At 43.4% G+C, this 19,404-nt stretch carries 14 protein-coding genes; 8 read left to right on the top strand and 6 right to left on the bottom strand.

The genetic code is table 11. The features are described from left to right. Positions 1-2 precede the first annotated feature (2 nt). Together F9K33_03365 and F9K33_03360 are read left to right on the top strand one after the other, a co-directional pair. Positions 3-1,613, top strand: a complete 1,611-nt coding sequence (locus F9K33_03365; GenBank protein KAB2880810.1) for a cyclic nucleotide-binding domain-containing protein — start codon at positions 3-5, stop codon at positions 1,611-1,613. Continuing rightward, complete coding sequence (locus F9K33_03360) at positions 1,610-2,536, top strand: conjugal transfer protein TraF (protein KAB2880809.1); 927 nt, start codon at positions 1,610-1,612, stop codon at positions 2,534-2,536. Before F9K33_03365 ends, F9K33_03360 begins: the two co-directional genes overlap by 4 nt. Positions 2,537-2,538: 2 nt before the next feature. Here the strand turns inward: F9K33_03360 and F9K33_03355 are convergent, their stop codons facing one another. Genes F9K33_03355 through F9K33_03345 form a run of 3 tightly spaced genes read right to left on the bottom strand, consistent with a single transcriptional unit; the run spans position 2,539 to position 4,991 of the window. Next, positions 2,539-3,009, bottom strand: a complete 471-nt coding sequence (locus tag F9K33_03355; protein ID KAB2880808.1) for a cyclic nucleotide-binding domain-containing protein — start codon at positions 3,007-3,009, stop codon at positions 2,539-2,541. A gap of 35 nt (positions 3,010-3,044) precedes the next feature. Then, positions 3,045-4,055, bottom strand: coding sequence for a dTDP-glucose 4,6-dehydratase (gene rfbB, locus F9K33_03350; protein KAB2880807.1), 1,011 nt, complete (start codon positions 4,053-4,055; stop codon positions 3,045-3,047). A 12-nt stretch (positions 4,056-4,067) separates the two neighbouring features. Beyond that, positions 4,068-4,991: an aspartate carbamoyltransferase catalytic subunit gene (locus F9K33_03345; protein ID KAB2880806.1), complete on the bottom strand. Its 924-nt coding sequence runs from the start codon at positions 4,989-4,991 to the stop codon at positions 4,068-4,070. A 480-nt stretch (positions 4,992-5,471) separates the two neighbouring features. On the opposite strand from F9K33_03345, the gene F9K33_03340 reads away from it, so the two are divergent. From F9K33_03340 to F9K33_03330, 3 genes are read left to right on the top strand one after another with little or no spacing between them, the layout of a single operon-like run. Beyond that, entirely contained in the window at positions 5,472-6,554 is a 1,083-nt protein-coding gene (locus F9K33_03340) for a UPF0164 family protein (GenBank protein ID KAB2880805.1), read from the top strand. A 42-nt stretch (positions 6,555-6,596) separates the two neighbouring features. Next, complete coding sequence (locus tag F9K33_03335; protein ID KAB2880804.1) at positions 6,597-9,812, top strand: T9SS type A sorting domain-containing protein; 3,216 nt, start codon at positions 6,597-6,599, stop codon at positions 9,810-9,812. Positions 9,813-9,826: 14 nt separating this feature from the next. Then, positions 9,827-10,834 carry a phosphoribosylformylglycinamidine cyclo-ligase gene (locus F9K33_03330; protein KAB2880803.1) on the top strand — a complete coding sequence of 336 codons (1,008 nt, stop codon included), beginning with the start codon at positions 9,827-9,829 and terminating at the stop codon, positions 10,832-10,834. Positions 10,835-10,854: 20 nt separating this feature from the next. On the opposite strand, the gene F9K33_03325 is transcribed toward F9K33_03330, so the two are convergent. From F9K33_03325 to F9K33_03315, 3 genes are all read right to left on the bottom strand, one after another. Beyond that, positions 10,855-11,493, bottom strand: a complete 639-nt coding sequence (locus tag F9K33_03325; GenBank protein ID KAB2880802.1) for an endonuclease III — start codon at positions 11,491-11,493, stop codon at positions 10,855-10,857. 160 nt (positions 11,494-11,653) lie between these two features. Beyond that, positions 11,654-13,072 (bottom strand): HAMP domain-containing histidine kinase, encoded by a 1,419-nt coding sequence (locus tag F9K33_03320; protein KAB2880801.1) that lies wholly within the window; start codon positions 13,070-13,072, stop codon positions 11,654-11,656. Between the two features lie 63 nt (positions 13,073-13,135). Then, entirely contained in the window at positions 13,136-14,308 is a 1,173-nt protein-coding gene (locus F9K33_03315) for a PA0069 family radical SAM protein (protein ID KAB2880800.1), read from the bottom strand. 88 nt (positions 14,309-14,396) lie between these two features. On the opposite strand from F9K33_03315, the gene F9K33_03310 reads away from it, so the two are divergent. The 3 genes from F9K33_03310 to F9K33_03300 all read left to right on the top strand — a co-directional run bounded on the left by F9K33_03310 (position 14,397) and on the right by F9K33_03300 (position 19,361). Continuing rightward, positions 14,397-16,799 carry a hypothetical protein gene (locus F9K33_03310; protein KAB2880799.1) on the top strand — a complete coding sequence of 801 codons (2,403 nt, stop codon included), beginning with the start codon at positions 14,397-14,399 and terminating at the stop codon, positions 16,797-16,799. A gap of 93 nt (positions 16,800-16,892) precedes the next feature. After that, positions 16,893-17,756, top strand: a complete 864-nt coding sequence (locus F9K33_03305) for a 3-hydroxyacyl-CoA dehydrogenase (protein ID KAB2880798.1) — start codon at positions 16,893-16,895, stop codon at positions 17,754-17,756. A 21-nt stretch (positions 17,757-17,777) separates the two neighbouring features. Next, entirely contained in the window at positions 17,778-19,361 is a 1,584-nt protein-coding gene (locus F9K33_03300; protein ID KAB2880797.1) for a hypothetical protein, read from the top strand. Positions 19,362-19,404 lie beyond the last annotated feature (43 nt).

Below are 19,404 nucleotides of genomic sequence, written 5' to 3'. Positions count from 1 at the left end.
CTATGGAACGATTACGCTCCAACAAACTATTTGAAGGCTTGTCGGATTCTCATTTTGAACGCCTGAAAGGCTTCATCAAAATCAAAAATTACCCCAAAGACTCCGCTCTTATTGAGGAAGGGGTCCACGGAGAAACGTTATATCTTTTGATATCCGGAAAAGTCAAGGTTTCAAAAACGTCCGATAACGGCAAAGAACTGATCCTGGCAATTCGGAGCGGCGGCGATTTTTTTGGTGAAATGTCACTATTGGAAGATGCCCCGCGATCGGCGCGCATTATGGCTATGGAAGATTGCGAAGCCGGATTGATTGCCAAAAAAGACTTTACAAAGATGATGCTTGAGGAGCCGCAGGTTGCTTTAAATATTCTAAAAACGGTCAGCGCTCGCCTGAGGCAAACCAACGACCAGATCATCGAAAGTTTTTTAGAACGTGAAAAAGCCGGTCAAAAACAAACGGAACGTTTTCAGGCTTTATTTGAATTTAGCAAAGCTATCACAGCCGACTGCGAAGAACGCACCCTTTTCAAATTAGCGCCGGTCATTGTAATAGATCAGTTGGTGTGCGACAACGTCAAGCTTTTCCTTTACGACAAAACGGCGGAAGAAGTATCGTCGCTTGATGAACGCGGAACTCTTCAGCAGGTTTCAGCAATTGGCTCCGTGTACACTAATCTTATTCAGATTAAGAAGACGTTGCAGATCCATGATTTCACTACATTGGAACATTACCGTAACGCCGAACCGGTCTCCTTCTGGAAAAAAACGGCAAGTATTCTGGTAGCGCCCATCATAGAGGACCGTTTAGTAAAAGGGTGTATCATCGTCAAAAGCAATATAGCCCGAAAATGGCCGGACGATGACGAAGCGTTTGTCGCCATGTTATCGTCTTATGTCGCTATATCGCTTAGAAATATTAGTCTGCGGAAACAAATGTTGGTTACAGAAAAACTGTCGGCAGTCGGGAAAGTATCCAGTTCTATTCTGCACGATTTTAAAAATTTATTATCGGTGATCGATAATTACGCCAAGTTCATACTTAAAGCGGACCATCTCAACGATGTAAAGGAATATGTCGACAAAATACTGACCAGTTCGAACCTGATGATCTCAATGTCCCATGAAGTTTTGTTCTATGCGCAAGGTGAAGCTAAATTGAATCGAAAGGAATGGCCGTTACTTGATATTTTTAATACGGTGATACAACTGCTTGAGAACCGCTTAAAGGCCAACAATGTTACGCTCACGGTTAATGTTCCGCAGTCATTGAATTACACATTCGATTCCGATAAGATCAGCCGTGCATTTTACAATTTACTCATTAACGCCTGCGATGCGGTTCCAAAATCAAAAGGCGTTGTCTTCGTCGAAGCCAAGACGGAAGGCAAAACACTGACGATTATCGTATCGGATAATGGATCGGGAATTTCGCAACAGGTTCTACCGCGTATTTTTGATCCTTTTGTTACAACCAAGTCGCACGGTACAGGGTTGGGGCTCGCGATCGTAAAAAACATTGTAGATGCTCACGGAGGAAAGATCGAAGCGGAAAGCCATCAGGGGGGCGGAACTCGCTTTATTATGACATTTCCATTAGAAAATAAGACCGCATGAGAAAAAATTTTCTGATCTCTTTTTTTTTGTTTCACATTTCCGGTTTCCTGTTTGCCGGCGGCGGGGAAACCGGTTTTGCATTTCTAAAGATCGGCATCGGCGGGAAAGCTGCAGGCATGGGTGAAACGGCTACCGCCACAGCAACGGATGCAACCGCGGCGTTCTGGAATCCCGCAGGATTAATTCAATCAAACAACCACAGCCTCATTTTTACATACAACCGTTGGATCGACGGAATTCAGCATAATATTGGGGCCGCTAAATTTGTTTACGGAAATAATGCTTTTGCTCTCCATTATATTTCCACCGGTGTTGAAGACATTGAACAGCGCGACATTCCCTCGGAAAACCCGACTGCCTATTTTTCTTCACACGATCTGGCATTAGGTTTATCTTATGCGCGAAAGATGAATGAAAGATTATCCATCGGTATCACATCAAAATACGTTTACGAGCGTATTCAAAATAGCGTTTCCGCATTAGCATTCGATTTTGGGGCGTGGTACCGTATCAAATATTCGTCAAACTCTGATTTAGACGATCGTTGGCGGGCCGGGTTTATGGTATCCAACATTGGATTTTCCGGGAAATTTATTGATGAAAAGGTAAAACTCCCGGCAAGTATGCGTTTGGGTTCCTCTTATGACGTATTAAAGAACCCCGCGTCGAAAAACACTTTGTCGGTTGCGATCGATGTGGAAAAATTTTTTGCGGAATCAGCACGAACGCACCTTGGCATGGAATATGGATATGAAGATCGTTGTTTTGTTCGTGGAGGATATCAATTAGGATATAAGGCGAGAGGAATATCGGCAGGAATCGGGATGAAGGTTCAGAGAATCAGCGTGGATTACGGTTATATGCCTTTTTCAAATTCTCTAGGCGCCACACATCGCATCAGCGCGGCATTGGATTTTCAGTAGAGCTACTTCTTATCAAACTGCCCAAGCAGGGTGTTTGTTGCGCGTAAACGTTTGGCAAACGTGATACAAAAAGCCCACAGAACTTTACGTGCAAAATTATCATCGTTCATCACAATTTTAATAAAATGACTGTTCTTCACTTCTAGAAGTTTGCTCGTCTCATTTGCGATCACCGAAGCTGAACGGGGTTCTCCGTCGAGTAAGGACATTTCGCCGAAATAGTCGCCCGTTTTCAGAGTGGCAACGGGTTCAATTTTATCCTCTTTCACTTTCTTTTCTATCCGCACGCTGCCCTCGATGATCAGATAAAAACAATCCCCTAAATCGCCTTCATGAAAGACCGCTTCGTCTTTTTCATACTTTTTCCCGGCTGCAACTTTCAGCACCTTATTAATATCGCGTGTCTCAAGGCCGTCAAATATTTCGACGCTTTTGATGAGTTCTTCTAAAGATTTTTGATTTTTTTCAGCCATTAGTAGTATATGATATATTTACAAAATATAATCCGTTATTTTCGATCTTCATAGTTCTTCTTTAGAAATTCCTGATACGCCTTTTGTTTTTCTTTGATCTTCCGCCACCAGGACTCGTTCTTGACGTACCACTGAATAGTTTCTGCGATAGCTTCTTCAAACCGGAATCTGGGTTTCCAGCCGAGTTTTTCAATTTTCTTTGTATCCACGGCATAACGTCTGTCATGGCCAGGCCTGTCGGCAACGCGTTTAATCAGGGTATCGGGTTTATTTAATTTTTTTAAAATGATATTCGTAATATCTATGTTTGTTTTTTCATTTCCTCCGCCGATATTGTACGTTTCCCCGATAACGCCATGGTGCAGCACGTGATCCACTCCTTCACAATGATCGTCGACGTAAAGCCAGTCGCGCACGTTCATCCCGTCTCCGTACAGCGGAAGAGGAACGGAATCGATTGCATTAGTAACAAAAAACGGAATAAGTTTTTCCGGATACTGGAAAGGTCCGTAATTATTGGATGCTCGCGTGATCAGCGTCGGCGTGCCGTAAGTTTTATAATGCGCGCGTACCATCATGTCGCCGCCGGCTTTACTGGCGGAATAAGGACTATTGGGCGCCAGCGAATGCTCTTCGGTGAAAGCGCCTTCTTCTATGGATCCGTACACTTCGTCGGTGGAAATTTGCAGATACCGCTCGATATTATATTTTTTTGCCGCTTCAAGAAGGATCAGAGTGCCGAGTACGTCGGTCTGAACAAATGAGTCCGCTTCATGAATCGAACGGTCCACGTGCGTTTCTGCGGCAAAATTAACGATCGCATCCACGTTGGAGACAAGATTATCGACCACAGTACGGTCACATATATTGCCGTAATAAAAAATAAACCTGGGATCTTTTTCCAGGTCTGATAAGTTTTCCCGATTACCTGCGTACGTGAGCGCATCAAGAACGATAATTCGGTACGACGGATATTTTTTGAGCATGAATCGAACAAAATTACTTCCGATGAATCCTGCTCCGCCCGTCACTAAAATAGAGTGCACGAGGTGCTCCTTTTACCTTTTTGAACTAAGAAGATACAATACCGCCATACGAATAGCGACGCCATTGAGAACCTGATCGAGAATAACGGAATGTTCGCTGTCCGCAACATCGCTATCCAATTCCACGCCGCGATTTATCGGCCCGGGATGCATAATCGTTATGGATTTTTTTGATTTGTCTAATTTTTCTTTCGTTACGCCGAACGTGCGGTGGTATTCGCGCACTGACGGAAATAGTCCGGAAGTCTGACGTTCTAATTGTATGCGGAGCACATTGAGCGCGTCCGCATTTTGAATAGCTTCATCCAGATGATGGTACACTCTAATATTCATCTCTTCCAAATGCCGGGGAATCAACGTTGGCGGGCCGCATACGGCAACGTCGGCGCCGAGCGCTTTGAGTCCATAAATATTCGAGCGCGCAACACGGCTGTGTGTAATGTCGCCCAGAATGACGACATGCAGGCCTTTGATATCGCCAAATTTTTCTTTTAACGTAAAAATATCCAGTAGCCCTTGGGTCGGGTGTTCATGTTGCCCGTCACCGGCATTGATGATATTGGATTTGAGACGTTCCGACAAAAATGCAGGAGCGCCCGCCGATCCGTGCCGGATTACGACCATATCGATCTTCATCGATTCGATATTTTGCGCAGTGTCTTTCAGCGTCTCGCCTTTCGACGTACTGCTGCCGGATGAGGCAAAGTTAATCGTATCGGCGGATAATCTTTTTTGTGCTAATTCGAAGGAAATTCGTGTGCGAGTAGATGGTTCAAAAAAAAGATTAACAATTGTAAATCCCTGAAGTGTGGGAACTTTCTTAACAGGGCGGTTTAGAACCTCTTTAAAGGAAACAGCCGTTTCTAAGATCAATTCAATCTCATCTTTGCTCATGCCTTTAAGGCCAAGCAAATGACGGCTTTTTAACTCCATTATTTACCCGAATGTTTAAGACCCGACTGCATTTAGAAAACCCCGTGAATATATTATGAGCAGGCTATTTAAGCAAGACAATTTTCAGGCCCTGCCTGAGCGCAGTTGTAAATTAATGAAGTAACGCCACTTTGATGTACCCCATAGTTATAAGGATATGAGCCTCGAATCTCAAACGAATTGCTTGACTGATTTCCGTAAAATGTGTATATTAAATCACAGTTTAACCTTCCCTTAAACCGCCGGAACTTCAAAGGAGTTTTTGATCGTAATTTGATACAGAATTGAAACTAAAAAATCGATCAAACGTCTCATATCTCTTTATCTGAGGTTTCATTCAGGCAAGAGATTCAACTTGTAATAATTCTCTAACTTGGTTATTATAGTCACTCAACGAAAGGATATGTGTCTATCGGATGTATTGTTAGAACGTTGTTGAAAAATCGTAACAATAGTGCCTTTATTAAGGGAGGTCGATAATTTATGTTTAAAATCGTCAAATGTTGTAAATATTTTATTTTAGCGCTTGGTTTATGTCTAACCTTACAATCGGTTCCAACAGCTAAGATCGCCGCTCAGACCAGCGAGGCCGGCGTACTCTTTCTATTGATTCCGCCCGGCGCGCGTCATAACGGTATGGGAGAAACGGGAGTTTCAACAGCCAATGATGCGAATGCGATCTATTGGAATCCCGGAGCGGTAAGTTTTCTGACAACCCCGGAACAGCCGCGGAATGTTCAGTTCATGCATGTTAACTGGCTGCCTCAGTTTAACCTGAATGATATTTTTTATGATTACGGTTCGATTATATGGAATATTGAAAATTTCGGGATTGTTGGTTTCAATTTTACATTTTTAAATCTGGGCGAGCAGATCGCTACGGATGCCTTAGGTAATGAAAACGGACGCATCACAAGTTACGATATTGCAGTAGGCGGAACATACGCAATGAAATTGAGTCCGGATTTAGGTGTCGGCGGTAATTTGAAATTTATTTATAGCAAACTTTCTGATAAGGGCTCGACCGCTGAAACAGAAAAGGGTATCGGCAGTTCGGTCGCCATTGATGTCGGCGTCATGAAAAAGAATTTTTTCATAGATGATTTGACTTTTGGCGCGAGTTTGGCAAATATCGGGCCCGAAATAGCCTATGCAGATGAAAAACAGGCGGATCCATTACCGACAAATATGAGGATCGGACTTTCATATCCTGTATTCAAGTCCGAATACAATAAAGTTCTGGTTGCATACGAGATAAATCGCCAAATCGTGCGCGGCAGAAGGAACGGCGCTGACCCGTTATATAAAGCCGTTTTTACCACGTGGGTTGACAATGGATGGCATCGACTCGGACATAACTTCGGCACAGAATATACCTATTCCGATTTCCTGGCTTTGCGAAGCGGCATGTCCCTTGATTTTGCAGGGAAGTTGTATGATCTTAATTTTGGCGCGGGAATTAAGTATTCGCTCTTCAGAATTGATTTTGCGTACACGACCAATCTTGGAAGCAGCTTTAATCCGCGTGATGGATCACAGTTTTACAGTATTGGTTTAACTTTCTAATTAAAGAAAGATTTTTAGATTTTAAACCGAATCAATTCCACCATGGAGCTGATTCGGTTTTTTTTTAGTAAACCGGAACATGAAGCCGGCGCAAAGGACCAAAACAAACAAATGAAATATATTTTTTTTCTCGTAAGTTTTTTTATTTTCTCGGGTGAATTTCTTTATTCTCAACACACCCACTCAGGAAAATTATTTCGTCAACTAACGCACTCACAAAACAGCCTTCCTAAAAAAACCTCATCAGGAACGGTTAAAGTTCTCGCCTTACGAGTGCAGTTTCAAAAGGAAGTTCCCGACAAAGAACAAACTACCGGTAACGGCCATTTTGACCTGAGCGATCAACGCTCGATTCGGACAATCGATCCTGCGCCTCATAATAAACGATATTTCGAAGATCAGCTTTTATCGATGAAGAATTATTTCTTTGATGTATCGGATGGAAAACTGGATATTGACTATACGGTAAAACCGGACGGCGATACAGCGGCGTATACGCTTACAAAACTGATGGAATATTACGGTATTCGCGGTACACCACAGGCGCGGGATAAAAGACTGGCCGAATTTTTTGCCGACGCGGTGACGCAGGCCGATCTGTCCGACACCATAGATTTTTCACAGTATGACTATGTAATTATTTTTCATGCCGGTGCGGGTGAAGATATTAATTTAGATAACTCGACCACCAACGATCTTTCTTCGCGTTATGTTTCACATAAATTACTAAAAACGCGTTTTGGCGAAACTTATCAAGGCGTTCCGGTAAACGGAAGCTCATTATTTGTCACCGACGGCGTGGTAGTTCCTGAAACCGAAAGCCAATCCTTTATCGATCCCATACTTGGAACGGAAGATTTCAAAGAACTCGGACTATCGGGAATATTGATCGCTAATTTCGGAAGTCAGCTCGGGATGCCGGATCTGTTTAATACTGAAACCGGTTCTGCGGTGATCGGCTATTTTGGCCTCGAAGATCAAGGCGCTTTTAACGGCGAAGGATTAATTCCGACGGAACCCGATCCGTGGACAAAAATTTATTTGGGCTGGGCAGAGCCCGTGATCGTTTCAGATAGTTTTGATGTTCATCTCTATCCCCGAAAACTCGCAGGACAAAACACGATTCTTAAAATTCCAATCAATGCATCGGAATATTTTTTAGTTGAAAACAGACAGCGGGATGTTATCAGCAACGCCCTTTCGCCCGAAGTTATCTCTCGTTTTGACACGATCAATAATTCCGACGGTTCAACTACTATTGATACTGTGTATATGGCGGGCGTCGTTCGATCCTCAGACACCAAAGTCATTACCAAAGTAGATGAGTACGACAACGGTTTACCCGGCAACGGGCTTCTGATATGGCACATCGATGAAAATATCATATTACAAAACATAGCGTCCAACTCGATCAATAACGATCTTTTCCGTAGAGGCGTTAAGGTTGTCGAAGGCTCCGGCAATCAGGGCATCGGTTTTGGAATTTCGAGTTTATTTGGAACGGATATCGATCCCGGAAATCGTTTTGATTATTTTTATAAAGGCAACGAAGGATTTGCCTTTTATAATAATAAAGTGGATTCTGTTTTTTTTACTCCGACGTCGGTTCCTAACACTTTGTCTAATGGCCGGGCAAATTCAGGAATTCATATTACACAGATCAGCCCGATGCAGCAAATCATGACATTCAATCTTCGGACGTCGCTTTTGCAGAAAGGATTTCCTCGCTACACAGGCTCAAGCATGGGCAGAAATTCGATAAAATACGGCGATATCGCAGGCGATGCTAAGAATGAGATAGTCGCTGTTGGCACGGACGGAAAAATCTATGCATGGACAAGCGGAGGGGCTAAAGTAATAAGCAATACGAATACGGCTCTCTATAATGGACTAGGGAATGACACGGCTCTTTATCAAGTTGCACTATTTGCCCAGGCTTCAGATTCAATTTTATTTTCGCCCGCCTTGGCTGATCTTAATAATGATAATAAATTAGATGTGATTGCTGTTTCAAAAAACGGTAAAGCCTACGCATGGAAAGCAGCCGATATTAATACCGATGGTTTAGCGGATTCGATATTTGTTTATGACACATCCGGCGATAAGATCACAACGCCGCCCGTTATAACTAATGCGAAAAAAATCATTTTTGGAACGAACGGAGGAAAAATAATTTTTTTAGACTCAAACGGAATATCATTAGGATCGGCCATGCTTTCAGGAGCTATTGCCGGTATCGCCCAAATCAACAATGATTCAATTATAGCAGTTACTACCAACGAGATTTATGCCGTTAACTTGAATTCTTTTTCATTTTCCACTGTCGCAAATATTTCCTCTGCTTTAACAAATGCAATTGCAGTTGGCGATCTATTACAAAACGGAAGTAAAGTCGCTGTACTTATTCACGATAATGCAATTCAATCCTATTTTGGAGGCTATACCGGATTTACATCGCTACTTCCTGAATCAATTTCATCTCCGCCAAGCCTGGCCGACATTGATAACGACGGATATTTGGAGATACTTTTTGCGGGTAATAATAAAATTTACGCCTATAATCATAACGGAACTTTAGCAACCAATTTTCCGATAACCATTGATGTCACTGCACCTACAGGAATGATTTTATCAACCGTGTTGGCCGGCGATATGAACGGCGACAATAAACCCGATCTCATTGTCGGAGCGCCTAACGGAAATATTTATGCGTATGAAACTACGGGCAAGTTATTGAACGGATTTCCAGTGGCAACGGGTAAACCGATTTTATCTACTCCGGCTTTGCTGGACATTGATAATGACGGCGACATGGAAATTGCAACAACAAGTGAAGATGGTTTTGTCTACGTTTGGGATTTGCCGGCAGCATATAACGCATCCCAAATAAAATGGGGCCAGTATGCGCATGACGCAGGAAACTCATCTCTTTCGCGCGAGCAAAACAGTCTCGCACCTCTTGCCGGGGATTTGATTCCAAAAACCAGCGCGTATAATTATCCCAATCCTGCTCACGGCGGTTTTACAACTATCCGGTATTTTTTGACCGAGCCCGCAAATGTGAAGATACACATTTTTGATATGGCGGGCGATCTTGTACAAACGTTAACCGGAAGCGGAATTACACAAACGGATAATGAAGTGCAGTGGAATCTGAAAAAAATTCAAAGCGGCGTTTATCTCGCTAAGATTACCGCGAAAAGCACCGTCAGCAGTAAGAAAGTAACTCGTACCGTCAAAATAGCTGTAACTAAATAATTCGAGGGGGAAAAATGAGTAAAACCGTCACGTATAAAGAGGCCGGCGTTGACATCAGCCAAGGCAATGCCGTAAAAGACCGTATTAAAAAAATGGTACGCCAAACGTACGATAAAAACGTCTTGTCTGAGATCGGGCTGTTCGGCGGGTTTTACGAACTCAGGAAAAAGGATTATAAGCAGCCTGTACTGGTTTCAAGCGCAGACGGGGTTGGAACTAAACTTAAAATTGCGATTATGATGCAGAAACATCATACGGTCGGTGAAGATCTCGTTAATCACTGCGTAAATGACATTTTAGCGTGCGGCGCCAAGCCGCTTTTCTTTCTGGATTATATCGGCTTGGGCAAAGTGAGCGACACGGTGATCATGCAAATCGTAGAGGGCCTGACGCGAGGCTGTAAGAAAAACGGATGCGCGTTGATTGGCGGCGAAACGGCGCAGATGCCTGGATTTTATGCGGATGGGGAATATGATATGTCGGGTACGATCGTAGGCGTGGCCGAAAAGAAAAAAATGATTAACGGCGCATCCATACGAAAAGGGGACGTTATGATCGGTATGTATTCTTCAGGGCTTCATACCAATGGGTATTCGCTGGCAAGGAAAGTGTTATTAAATACATTTAAAGTTGATTCGCATATTGACGAACTGGGTTGTACGGTCGGTGAGGAATTAATGAAAGTACATAAATCGTATTTAAAACCTGTGTCCGCCCTCATGGATAAGATTGAGATCAAAGGCATCTCGCATATTACGGGCGGAGGTATATTTGAAAACACGATGCGCGTTGTGCCAAAAAAATTAAAAATGACTTTGGATTGGGATTCCTGGAATGTATTGCCGGTGTTTGAATTAATTCATCGGCTGGGAAATGTGCCTTACTCAGACATGATACGAACATTCAACTTGGGAGTAGGGATGATCTTGGTCGTAGATAAAAAGGATGTCGATAAAACGCAGCGTATTCTAAAAAACAAAAAAGAAGAGTCGTTTGTGATCGGAGAGATTGTGGCGGAGTGATTTCGCTTCATATTCCCTATTTACTTGCCTTTGATCTCTGAATTAAAATAAGCGCATACCGAATTCATCACACACTCTTCGCATTTAGGGTTAGTTGGGCGGCAGACTTCCCTTCCGAGAAAAGAAATAGCCATTCCGGCCTCGCCCCACATGTTCTTCGGCAGCGATTCCATTAATTGTTTTTCGATCTTATCCGGTTTATCACCCACCGCAACGCCGAGCCTTGGCGCAACTCGGACTACATGCAAGTCAACAATAATACCTTCCGCCTCTCCGCCTGACTCACGAATGATCACGTTCGCCGACTTTCTTCCAATTCCGGAAAGCTCCGTCAGTTTTTCCATTGTGGATGGAATTTGCTCATCCGTACCCAGGGTTTTAGCCAGCTTAGTCAGCCATTTACATTTATTACCAAAATTTCTGACTTTATTGAGATAAGGATATAGATCAGCCGGTTCCGCCATGGCTAGTTCTTTGATAGACGGGTAGACTCTGAAAAAATCCGGTGCAATTTCATTAATATGTTTATCGGAATCCTGCGCCGAGAGAATAACGCTTACGGTTAATTGATATCGGTTCTGATAATCAAGAGGATGCTTGCGCCCGCGGTATTGTTTTATTAATGGCTGGAAAACCTCAGGCCAATCGGTTTTTTTCATTTCATTTTGATAAGTTAAAAGTTTTGAACTATTCGGGTATTATGAATTTTACCACAGAGACACAGAGAACACAGAGGTTCACCGAGTCTTTGATATTTATATGTAAAATATTTTTATGTTTCTTCGTGTTCTCAGTGTCTCGGTGGTAAGTATTCCCAATTTATACTGCTTTCACTGAGTTATTCTCGATAGGAATCGAAAAACTGAAAGTAGAGCCAACATTCTTGGTACTTTGAACCCATACCCGTCCACCGTGAATTTCCACTATTTTCTTTACAATAGACAATCCCAGGCCGGTGCTGGATTCTCCGGCAGTTGGCTTGGAACTGAGCCGGGTGAATTTAGAAAAAATACTTTGTAAATCTTGTTCCGTTAGCCCCTGTCCCGTATCCTCAACGTGTGTTATGACCTCTTTTGTATTGGCTTCGCAGTATATTCGTACGCGTCCGCCGGAGTGCGAGTATTTAATTCCATTGCTGATCAGATTATCAAACACCTCCATTATTCGGAGTTTATCAACTGCGATCTCCGGCAGCGATTTATTTTTCTCGATTATAAGCTGAATATTTTTGTTCTGCGCCGCATTTTTATGAACTTCCTCACACTCGCTTAGAATGGAATCGATTTTTTCTTTCTTTAAATTCAGAGTAATCTTGCCGGATTCAATGGCGGAAAGGTTAAGCAAGCCTCCGACAATTTCGACCAGATTCTTAGATGACTGATTGATACGATCGAGCATTTTTTTTGCGTTGGTCAGGTCGAGCGAATCCATTTCAATGTCCATCAAAAGAAGCTTTGCAAAATTGGCAATGTTACCTAACGGATTTCTAAGATCGTGCGCCACCACGCCGAGAAATTCGTTTTTTGCCTCGTTAAGTTTTTTGAGTTCTTCAAGAATTTTTGTCTTTAAAAATGCGGAGATAATATGCTCCTTGAGGTTATGCAAAAGTTGTTTGTCATGTTCATCAAAAGCCTCATCGCTTTGCATATTGTCAAAGAAAAGATAACCTTCCACCATCTCTTTGACTTTAACTCGCAGCACAATCATCGACCTTGGTGAAGGCAATTGATTGGCCTGCGAAACGGATTTTTTTACAAGAAAAATATCCTGATATATTTCTTCTGAATCTTTGATGAACTGGTTTTCAACTTCAGCCGGTGACATTTCAATGGACTTTAGTTGTTCCATATCCCAGCCCTTGGCAACTTTGTATTTAAACACGTCATTGTCCTTGTCATAAACAAGAACGCGCGCTCGTTCAAGCCCTTTGATGACCCTCGATTGATCCAAGATCGTATTCAGAAAACCGACAAAATTCATTTCAGAGTTAATCGATTTTACGATCACGTTAATTTTTTCAAGCTCCTCTTTTTTTTCTCTTAAACTTTTCGCCAATAACCTCAAATCGAAAGTGCGGTCTTCCAGTTGCCGCTCTTGTCGCTTTTTGATCTCGCTGATCTGTGTTTCATATGTCTTACGGGTATCATTTAAAACTCGCTGATGCCGCGTATGAACGAGAAAAACGATCACGGCCGCAAGAGCAAAAACGGTTATGATCAGTAGCAAGTATTCCGACATATTTCAGATCCTTTTTAGTAAGAAAAAGAATGACTGCTTAATTATTAGAGACGTAAACTTACCTTATTGTTGATCAAACAGGTTGATCTGATCTGAATTACCGCGTAAGAAAAGAGCCGGTTTACTTTCAGATGGCCGGTTATTCAAGCCGTACTTTTTGGAGAAGGTCTTGAACATGGCGGCAATGTATTCAGCCATTTCACCTTCGCCCTGCATGCGTTTGCCCCATTCCGTGTTATTGAGTTTGCCGTTGCGAACATCCTGAATGGAGTGGATAATCTTTTCATACTTGTCAGGATACTCTCTTTCAATCCAATCCTTGAACAATTCTTTTAATGCGTGCGAGAGTCTAATAACCGTATATCCGGCCGTCGTAGCTCCTGCATCTGAAGCATGGCGCAGCATTTCAGGCAGTTCGTGATCATTGAGGCCCGGAATGATCGGCGCAGCCAGTACGCCGACAGGAATATTATGCCCAGCGAGCAATGCAATGGCCTCAAGACGTTGTGAAGGGATAGAGGTCCGAGGTTCCATGCGGCGAGATAATTCTTTGTCGAGAGTCGTAATAGAAATGACGACATGGGCCAGATGAAGCTCTGCCAACGCTTTCAATATATCAATATCCCGTGTAATAAGGAAATTTTTTGTTATAATCCGGAGGGGATTTCTGAATTTCAGAAAAACATTCAAGAGATCGCGTGTGAGTTTGAAATTACGCTCCGCCGGTTGATAACAATCGGTATTGCCGGATAAACAGATCGGTTCGGGATTCCATTTCGGATCTAAAAATGTTTTTTCCAAAAGTTTTGCTGCATCGTGCTTTACCAGAATTTTCGTCTCGAAATCCATGCCGGATGAATAACCCAGATATTCGTGCGAAGGCCGGGCATAACAATAAATGCATCCGTGTTCGCAACCGCGATAGGGATTGATGCTGTACGTATACGGAATATCCGGTGAATCGTTTTTGGACAGAATAGTTTTAGTGTTGTCCCTGATGAATTCCGTCCGAACCTTGCGTTCGATGTCTTCTTCCGTAATATCGTCCGCTGTTTTTTCCAAATGAAAATCGTCAAATCGGTTTACAGGATTAAATCCCGAGCTTCTTCCTTTGGTGGTTGTTGTAAATTGCTTTTGCGGTATACTTTCAAATTCATTATATTCTTCAGCGAATTCGCCGTTTTTTCTTTCGGAACTGCTCAAAGATTTGTTACGATTGGCGGTTTTGGTTGGCATAAAAGAAATTAAACGATTTCATAAGGATTCGCAAGAAAAATAGAATTACTTAAAATCAACACAGGTGTCTGTTAGAGGAGTATACGGTATGAAACGACGAACTGAATTTGCCGGTGCGAAAACATTGCCTTTTAGTTTACGCCCCCGCCGCAGCGTATTTTATAATGTATCCGACATTATGAAAGAAAAAGGATCCGAGCTTACCCAAGAAGAAATCTCTTTTTTTGAAAAACTGGACGTAATGTATCGAACGATATGCGGGATTTTGTATAATTTCGTTCCGCTATCCGGTCATCCGGGCGGAAGCCTTTCGTCCGGCCGGATTGTTGAAGGCTTGCTGTATAACATGATGGATTATGATTTTTCCAAACCCGACATTTTTGAAAATGATATGATCGCGTATGCCGCCGGACATAAAGCGATGGGTCTTTATGCGATGTGGGCATTGCGAAACGAATTGATCCGCCAGGGAAATCCCAAATTGCTGGCCGGAGAAAAAAGACAATTACGGTTAGAGGATTTGTTGGGCTTCCGGCGAAACCCCACGCAGGAAACGCCGCTCTTTAATCAATTTCATTCCAAAGCGCTTGACGGCCACCCGTCCTGCGTGGTCCCGTTTGTAAAAACGGCAACCGGCCCGAGCGGGATCGGTTTACCGGCGTCGCTCGGCCTTGCATTGGGCGCGCTGGACATGTTTCCGGATAATCCGCCGATGGTGAATATTATAGAAGGCGAAGGCGGCATGACGCCCGGCCGCGTGCACGAAGCGCTCCCGGCGGCGGCCACGGCGCAACTCCATAACGTAGTTTTGCACGTCGACTGGAATCAATCGACGATCGATTCCGACCGATGCACGGCAGAGGATGATAAACCGGGCGACTACGTGCAGTGGGATCCGCGTGAACTCCTGTATCTCCACGACTGGAATGTCATTTACGCGCCGGAAGGACATAATTTCCAGCAGATATTCGCTGCGCAGAAATTAGCGTATTCGCTTGATAGTAAACAGCCGACGGCGGTCGTTTACAGAACGGTCAAAGGCTGGTCCTACGGCATTACCGGAAAAGCATCTCACGGCGCGGGACATAAATTTTGTTCGGATGAATATTATAAATTTGTCAGCGAATTTGAGAAAATGTTCAATGTCCAAATTCCGAGATTTACCGGAGAGAAAAACAATGTGTCTATTGAACAAAACTTCTGGGATTCGTTATTAATGGTGCGCCAAGTGATAACAGAGCATCCTGAAATCGCAAAAAAAGCATCAGAAAAGTTGACCGCCGCAAAAGAGCGTCTGGAAAAACGGAACATAAAAGTTCGCGCGGATGCGCCTGAAATTGAAAAACTGTATACCGACTCGATTGCCTCTGCAACCGCGCCGGATGAATTGAAATTAAAACCAGGCTCCGCGGCAACATTGCGCGGACAGGTCATGTCCGTTATTAATTATTTGAACAAAAAAACAGGCGGCGCATTTATTGGAACCGCGGCGGACTTGTTCGGTTCTACCAGCCTGAGCGCGATCAACAAAGATTTCCCGCAAGGATTTTATAATGCATTTACCAATCCCGGTTCACGCTTGATTCCCGTTGGCGGCATTTGCGAAGATGCGATGGGATGTTTTATGTCGGGCTTATCCAGTTATAGAAATCACGTCGGCGTAACCGCATCATATTCTGCCTTCGTTACTGCGATGGAACATACCGCGGCACGCACGCATTCCATCGGCCAGCAGAATCAATGGGAAATTACAGGACAGCCGTTCAGAACGTGGATCATACTAAACGGACACGCCGGCCCGAAAACAGGCGAAGACGGCCCGACCCATGCAGACCCGCAGCCTTTACAGCTTTTGTGCGAAGGTTTTCCAAAAGGAAAATTGATCACCCTGACGCCGTGGGACGCTTGTGAAATATGGCATCTAATGGTAGAAGGTTTGAAAAAACAACCTGCCGTCTTAGCTCCGTTTGTAACGCGCCCGGAAGATATTATCGTAGATCGGATTAAAATGAAGCTGCCCGACGCGTCTGCTGCGATCAAAGGCGTGTATGCGCTGCGCGAAGCGGATATGAGCGCCAAAGAATATCATGGAACACTGGTGCTTCAGGGCAACGGCGTGGCAACGATCTTCGTTAGTGAAGTGCTGGAGAAGTTAGACGCGAAAGGTATTAACATGAATGTGTATTATGTTGCCAGCACAGAATTGTTCGGCCTATTACCGGATGACGAACAGGAAAAAATATTTTCTGAAAAATTGCGCACGCATGCTTTTGGCATGTCGGATTTCACATTACCGACTATGTATAAGTGGATTCGTTCCGAAGAAGGTCTCCGCCGGACGCTGTATCCATTCAGAAAAGGGCATTACCTCGGAAGCGGTTCCGGCGCCAAAGTACTGGAAGAAGCAGGTATTCATGCGAGCGGACAGATGTCGGCAATTCTGGATTATGCGAGCATGATCGAAAAACGGCACAAAGAAAATAAACTTTAGTTCTCTATTTTATTAAATAGTCTGTAACGCGCCGTGAAATGAATTTACGGCAAGTTCATGGTGCGTTCGTGCTATTGCACAAGAAGGAGTGTGATGAGCGTTAAAACAATTACCGTTATCGGCGCGGGTATTATGGGTAGTGGAATTGCCCACGTTGCCGCGCAGGCCGGATTTGAAACGACGCTGAATGATATTTCCAAAGAGGCCTTGGATAAAGGGCTGGCAACGATAACAAACAATCTGGATAAAGGTATTGAATTTGGTAAAATTACCGGCCAGGAAAAAGACAAAACGCTCAAACATCTAAAGCTAAACAGCGATTTAGGTTCGGCAGTGCGGGACGCGGATTTTATTATCGAAGCCGCGCCGGAAAAAATTGAACTCAAGATCAAGCTTTTTTCTGCGATGGATAAAGTTTGTAAACCTGAAAGCATTTTTGCCACGAACACATCTTCTCTTAGCATCTCGGAAATTTCTGCGGTTACCGGCCGTCCACAGAAATGTATCGGCATGCATTTTTTTAATCCGGTTCATAAAATGAAATTAGTCGAGATCATCCGCGCGTTGGAAACGGATGAGGAAACGATCCGAATAACACAAGACGTTTCTAAACAAATGGGAAAAGAGATCGTAACGATCAAGGAATCGCCGGGATTTATTACAAGCCGAATTAACGCCATGATCGGCAATGAAGCTTTTTACCTGCTTGAAGAAGGCGTGGCTTCGGCCAAAGATATTGACACGGCGCTGAAACTCGGGCTGAATCATCCTATGGGGCCTTTTGAAATGGTTGATCTGGTAGGACTCGACACGCGGTTGAGCATTTTGGAATACCTTCATAAAGCGCTCGGCGAAAAATACAAACCTTGCCCGCTCATGGTCCAATACGTCAAAGCAGGAAGGCTCGGACGAAAAGCCGGTAAAGGCGTGTACGAATATACGAATTCCATAAAATAAATTTCAACAAACGCAGATTAGATGACACTTTCCTCACTTCCTATTTTTGATCTCGACGCAGGTTTTTCTGTGGTGGATATTGAAACCACAGGAAACAGCAGCAGGAACGGGTATGTTATCGAAATCGGCATTGTGAATATTAAGAACCGGCGTATTACTGAAACGTATCAAACGCTTGTTCATCCGCCTATTGCGTTACCTCCATTTATCACGCAGCTCACGGGCTTGAGCGACAACGATCTTGCAGCCGCGCCTTCATTTAAGAAAATTTTTTCTGACGTAAAAGCGCATCTGGATGGAAATTTTTTTGTAGCGCATAATGTAAATTTCGACTATGAGTTCCTCAAGACGGAATTTGAAAGGGCAGGAGAATCATTTTATAAAGACCGGTTTTGTACGGTTAAATTAGGCAGGAAATTATTTCCCGGATACAAACAATACAATTTAGACGCGCTGATCGAACGTTTTGGCGTTCGCGTTCAAAATCGCCATCGCGCGCTCAGTGACGCCATGGCTACTGCGGAAATTTTACTAAAATTCTTGCATCATCCTAATGCAGTTGAAGTTTTTACAAAATTTGCCCGAACGCTTGAAAAAACAGATAAGTGGCAGGAACGGCTTAAGCCTGAAATTATGCAGTTGCCTTCAGCCAAAGGCGTTTATATGTTCAAGGACGCTAACGATCTCCCGTTATACATCGGAAAGAGCAATAATATCCGATCGAGGGTGTTGAGCCATTTACGTGAAGACGATATTCCTAAAAAAAAGCGGTTGCTGCGTTATACGGAACGACTCGACGCGATCGTTTGTTCAAGCGAACTTGAATCGCTCATCCTTGAGTCACGTCTGATAAAGAAGCACCAGCCTTTTTACAACGTTCAGCAGATTCAGCGAAAAGGATATATGTTCGTAAAAATATCAGACGATATATACCCAAAATTGTTAGTTGTCGATTCCAAGATAGATGACGGAAACGAGTATATTGGACCATTTCGATCCGTTAAATTTCTTACATACCTTTTGGACAAAACGCAGAAACATTTGAAACTTTGCCCGGAACTAATGAAGCCAAAACGGAATCAAAAGGGATTTTGCTTTTCCTATCAGTTGGGCGGTTGTTCCGGCGCATGCGGCGGAGGGATTGACCCGGCGGCGTATAGCGAACATATTGAAGAAGCGAAAACTATATTATCGTATTATACACGTTTGGACACGAAAGAAAACATAGATTTGTTTTTAAAATCACGGGAAACAAAGAGGCCGGAACTGACTGAAATGCGGAAAGCTCTGCGCCGTGAAAAAACCCGGATAAAGGATATTCCGGAAAGTTATGAAGAGAAGTATCTGATCCATAACCCCGAAGACTGTACCGGCTACCTGATCGTTGACGGTTTACTGAAAAGAGTTTTTGCCGAAAATGAATTGCAGGATGTTGAAGCGATTATTGAATCTGGGGATGTGAAAAAACAAAAAACAATTGAAGATCAGGATACATTGGATGAACGCCTTACCATTCAGCGCTACGTTCGTTCTAACAGAGACAAACTAAAAATCATAAGTTTAAAAACATCGGATCGGGAAACACATGGCGCCTATCTATCTTGACGATAAGATCAATAAGAACGATTTGCCGCGCCAATATGCCATT

It is taken from the genome of bacterium (assembly GCA_008933615.1).
Classification (GTDB): Bacteria; CLD3; CLD3; order SB21; family SB21; genus SB21.
The sequence above is the reverse complement of the archived record's forward strand: the minus strand, read 5'-3'. Positions and strand labels throughout refer to the sequence as shown.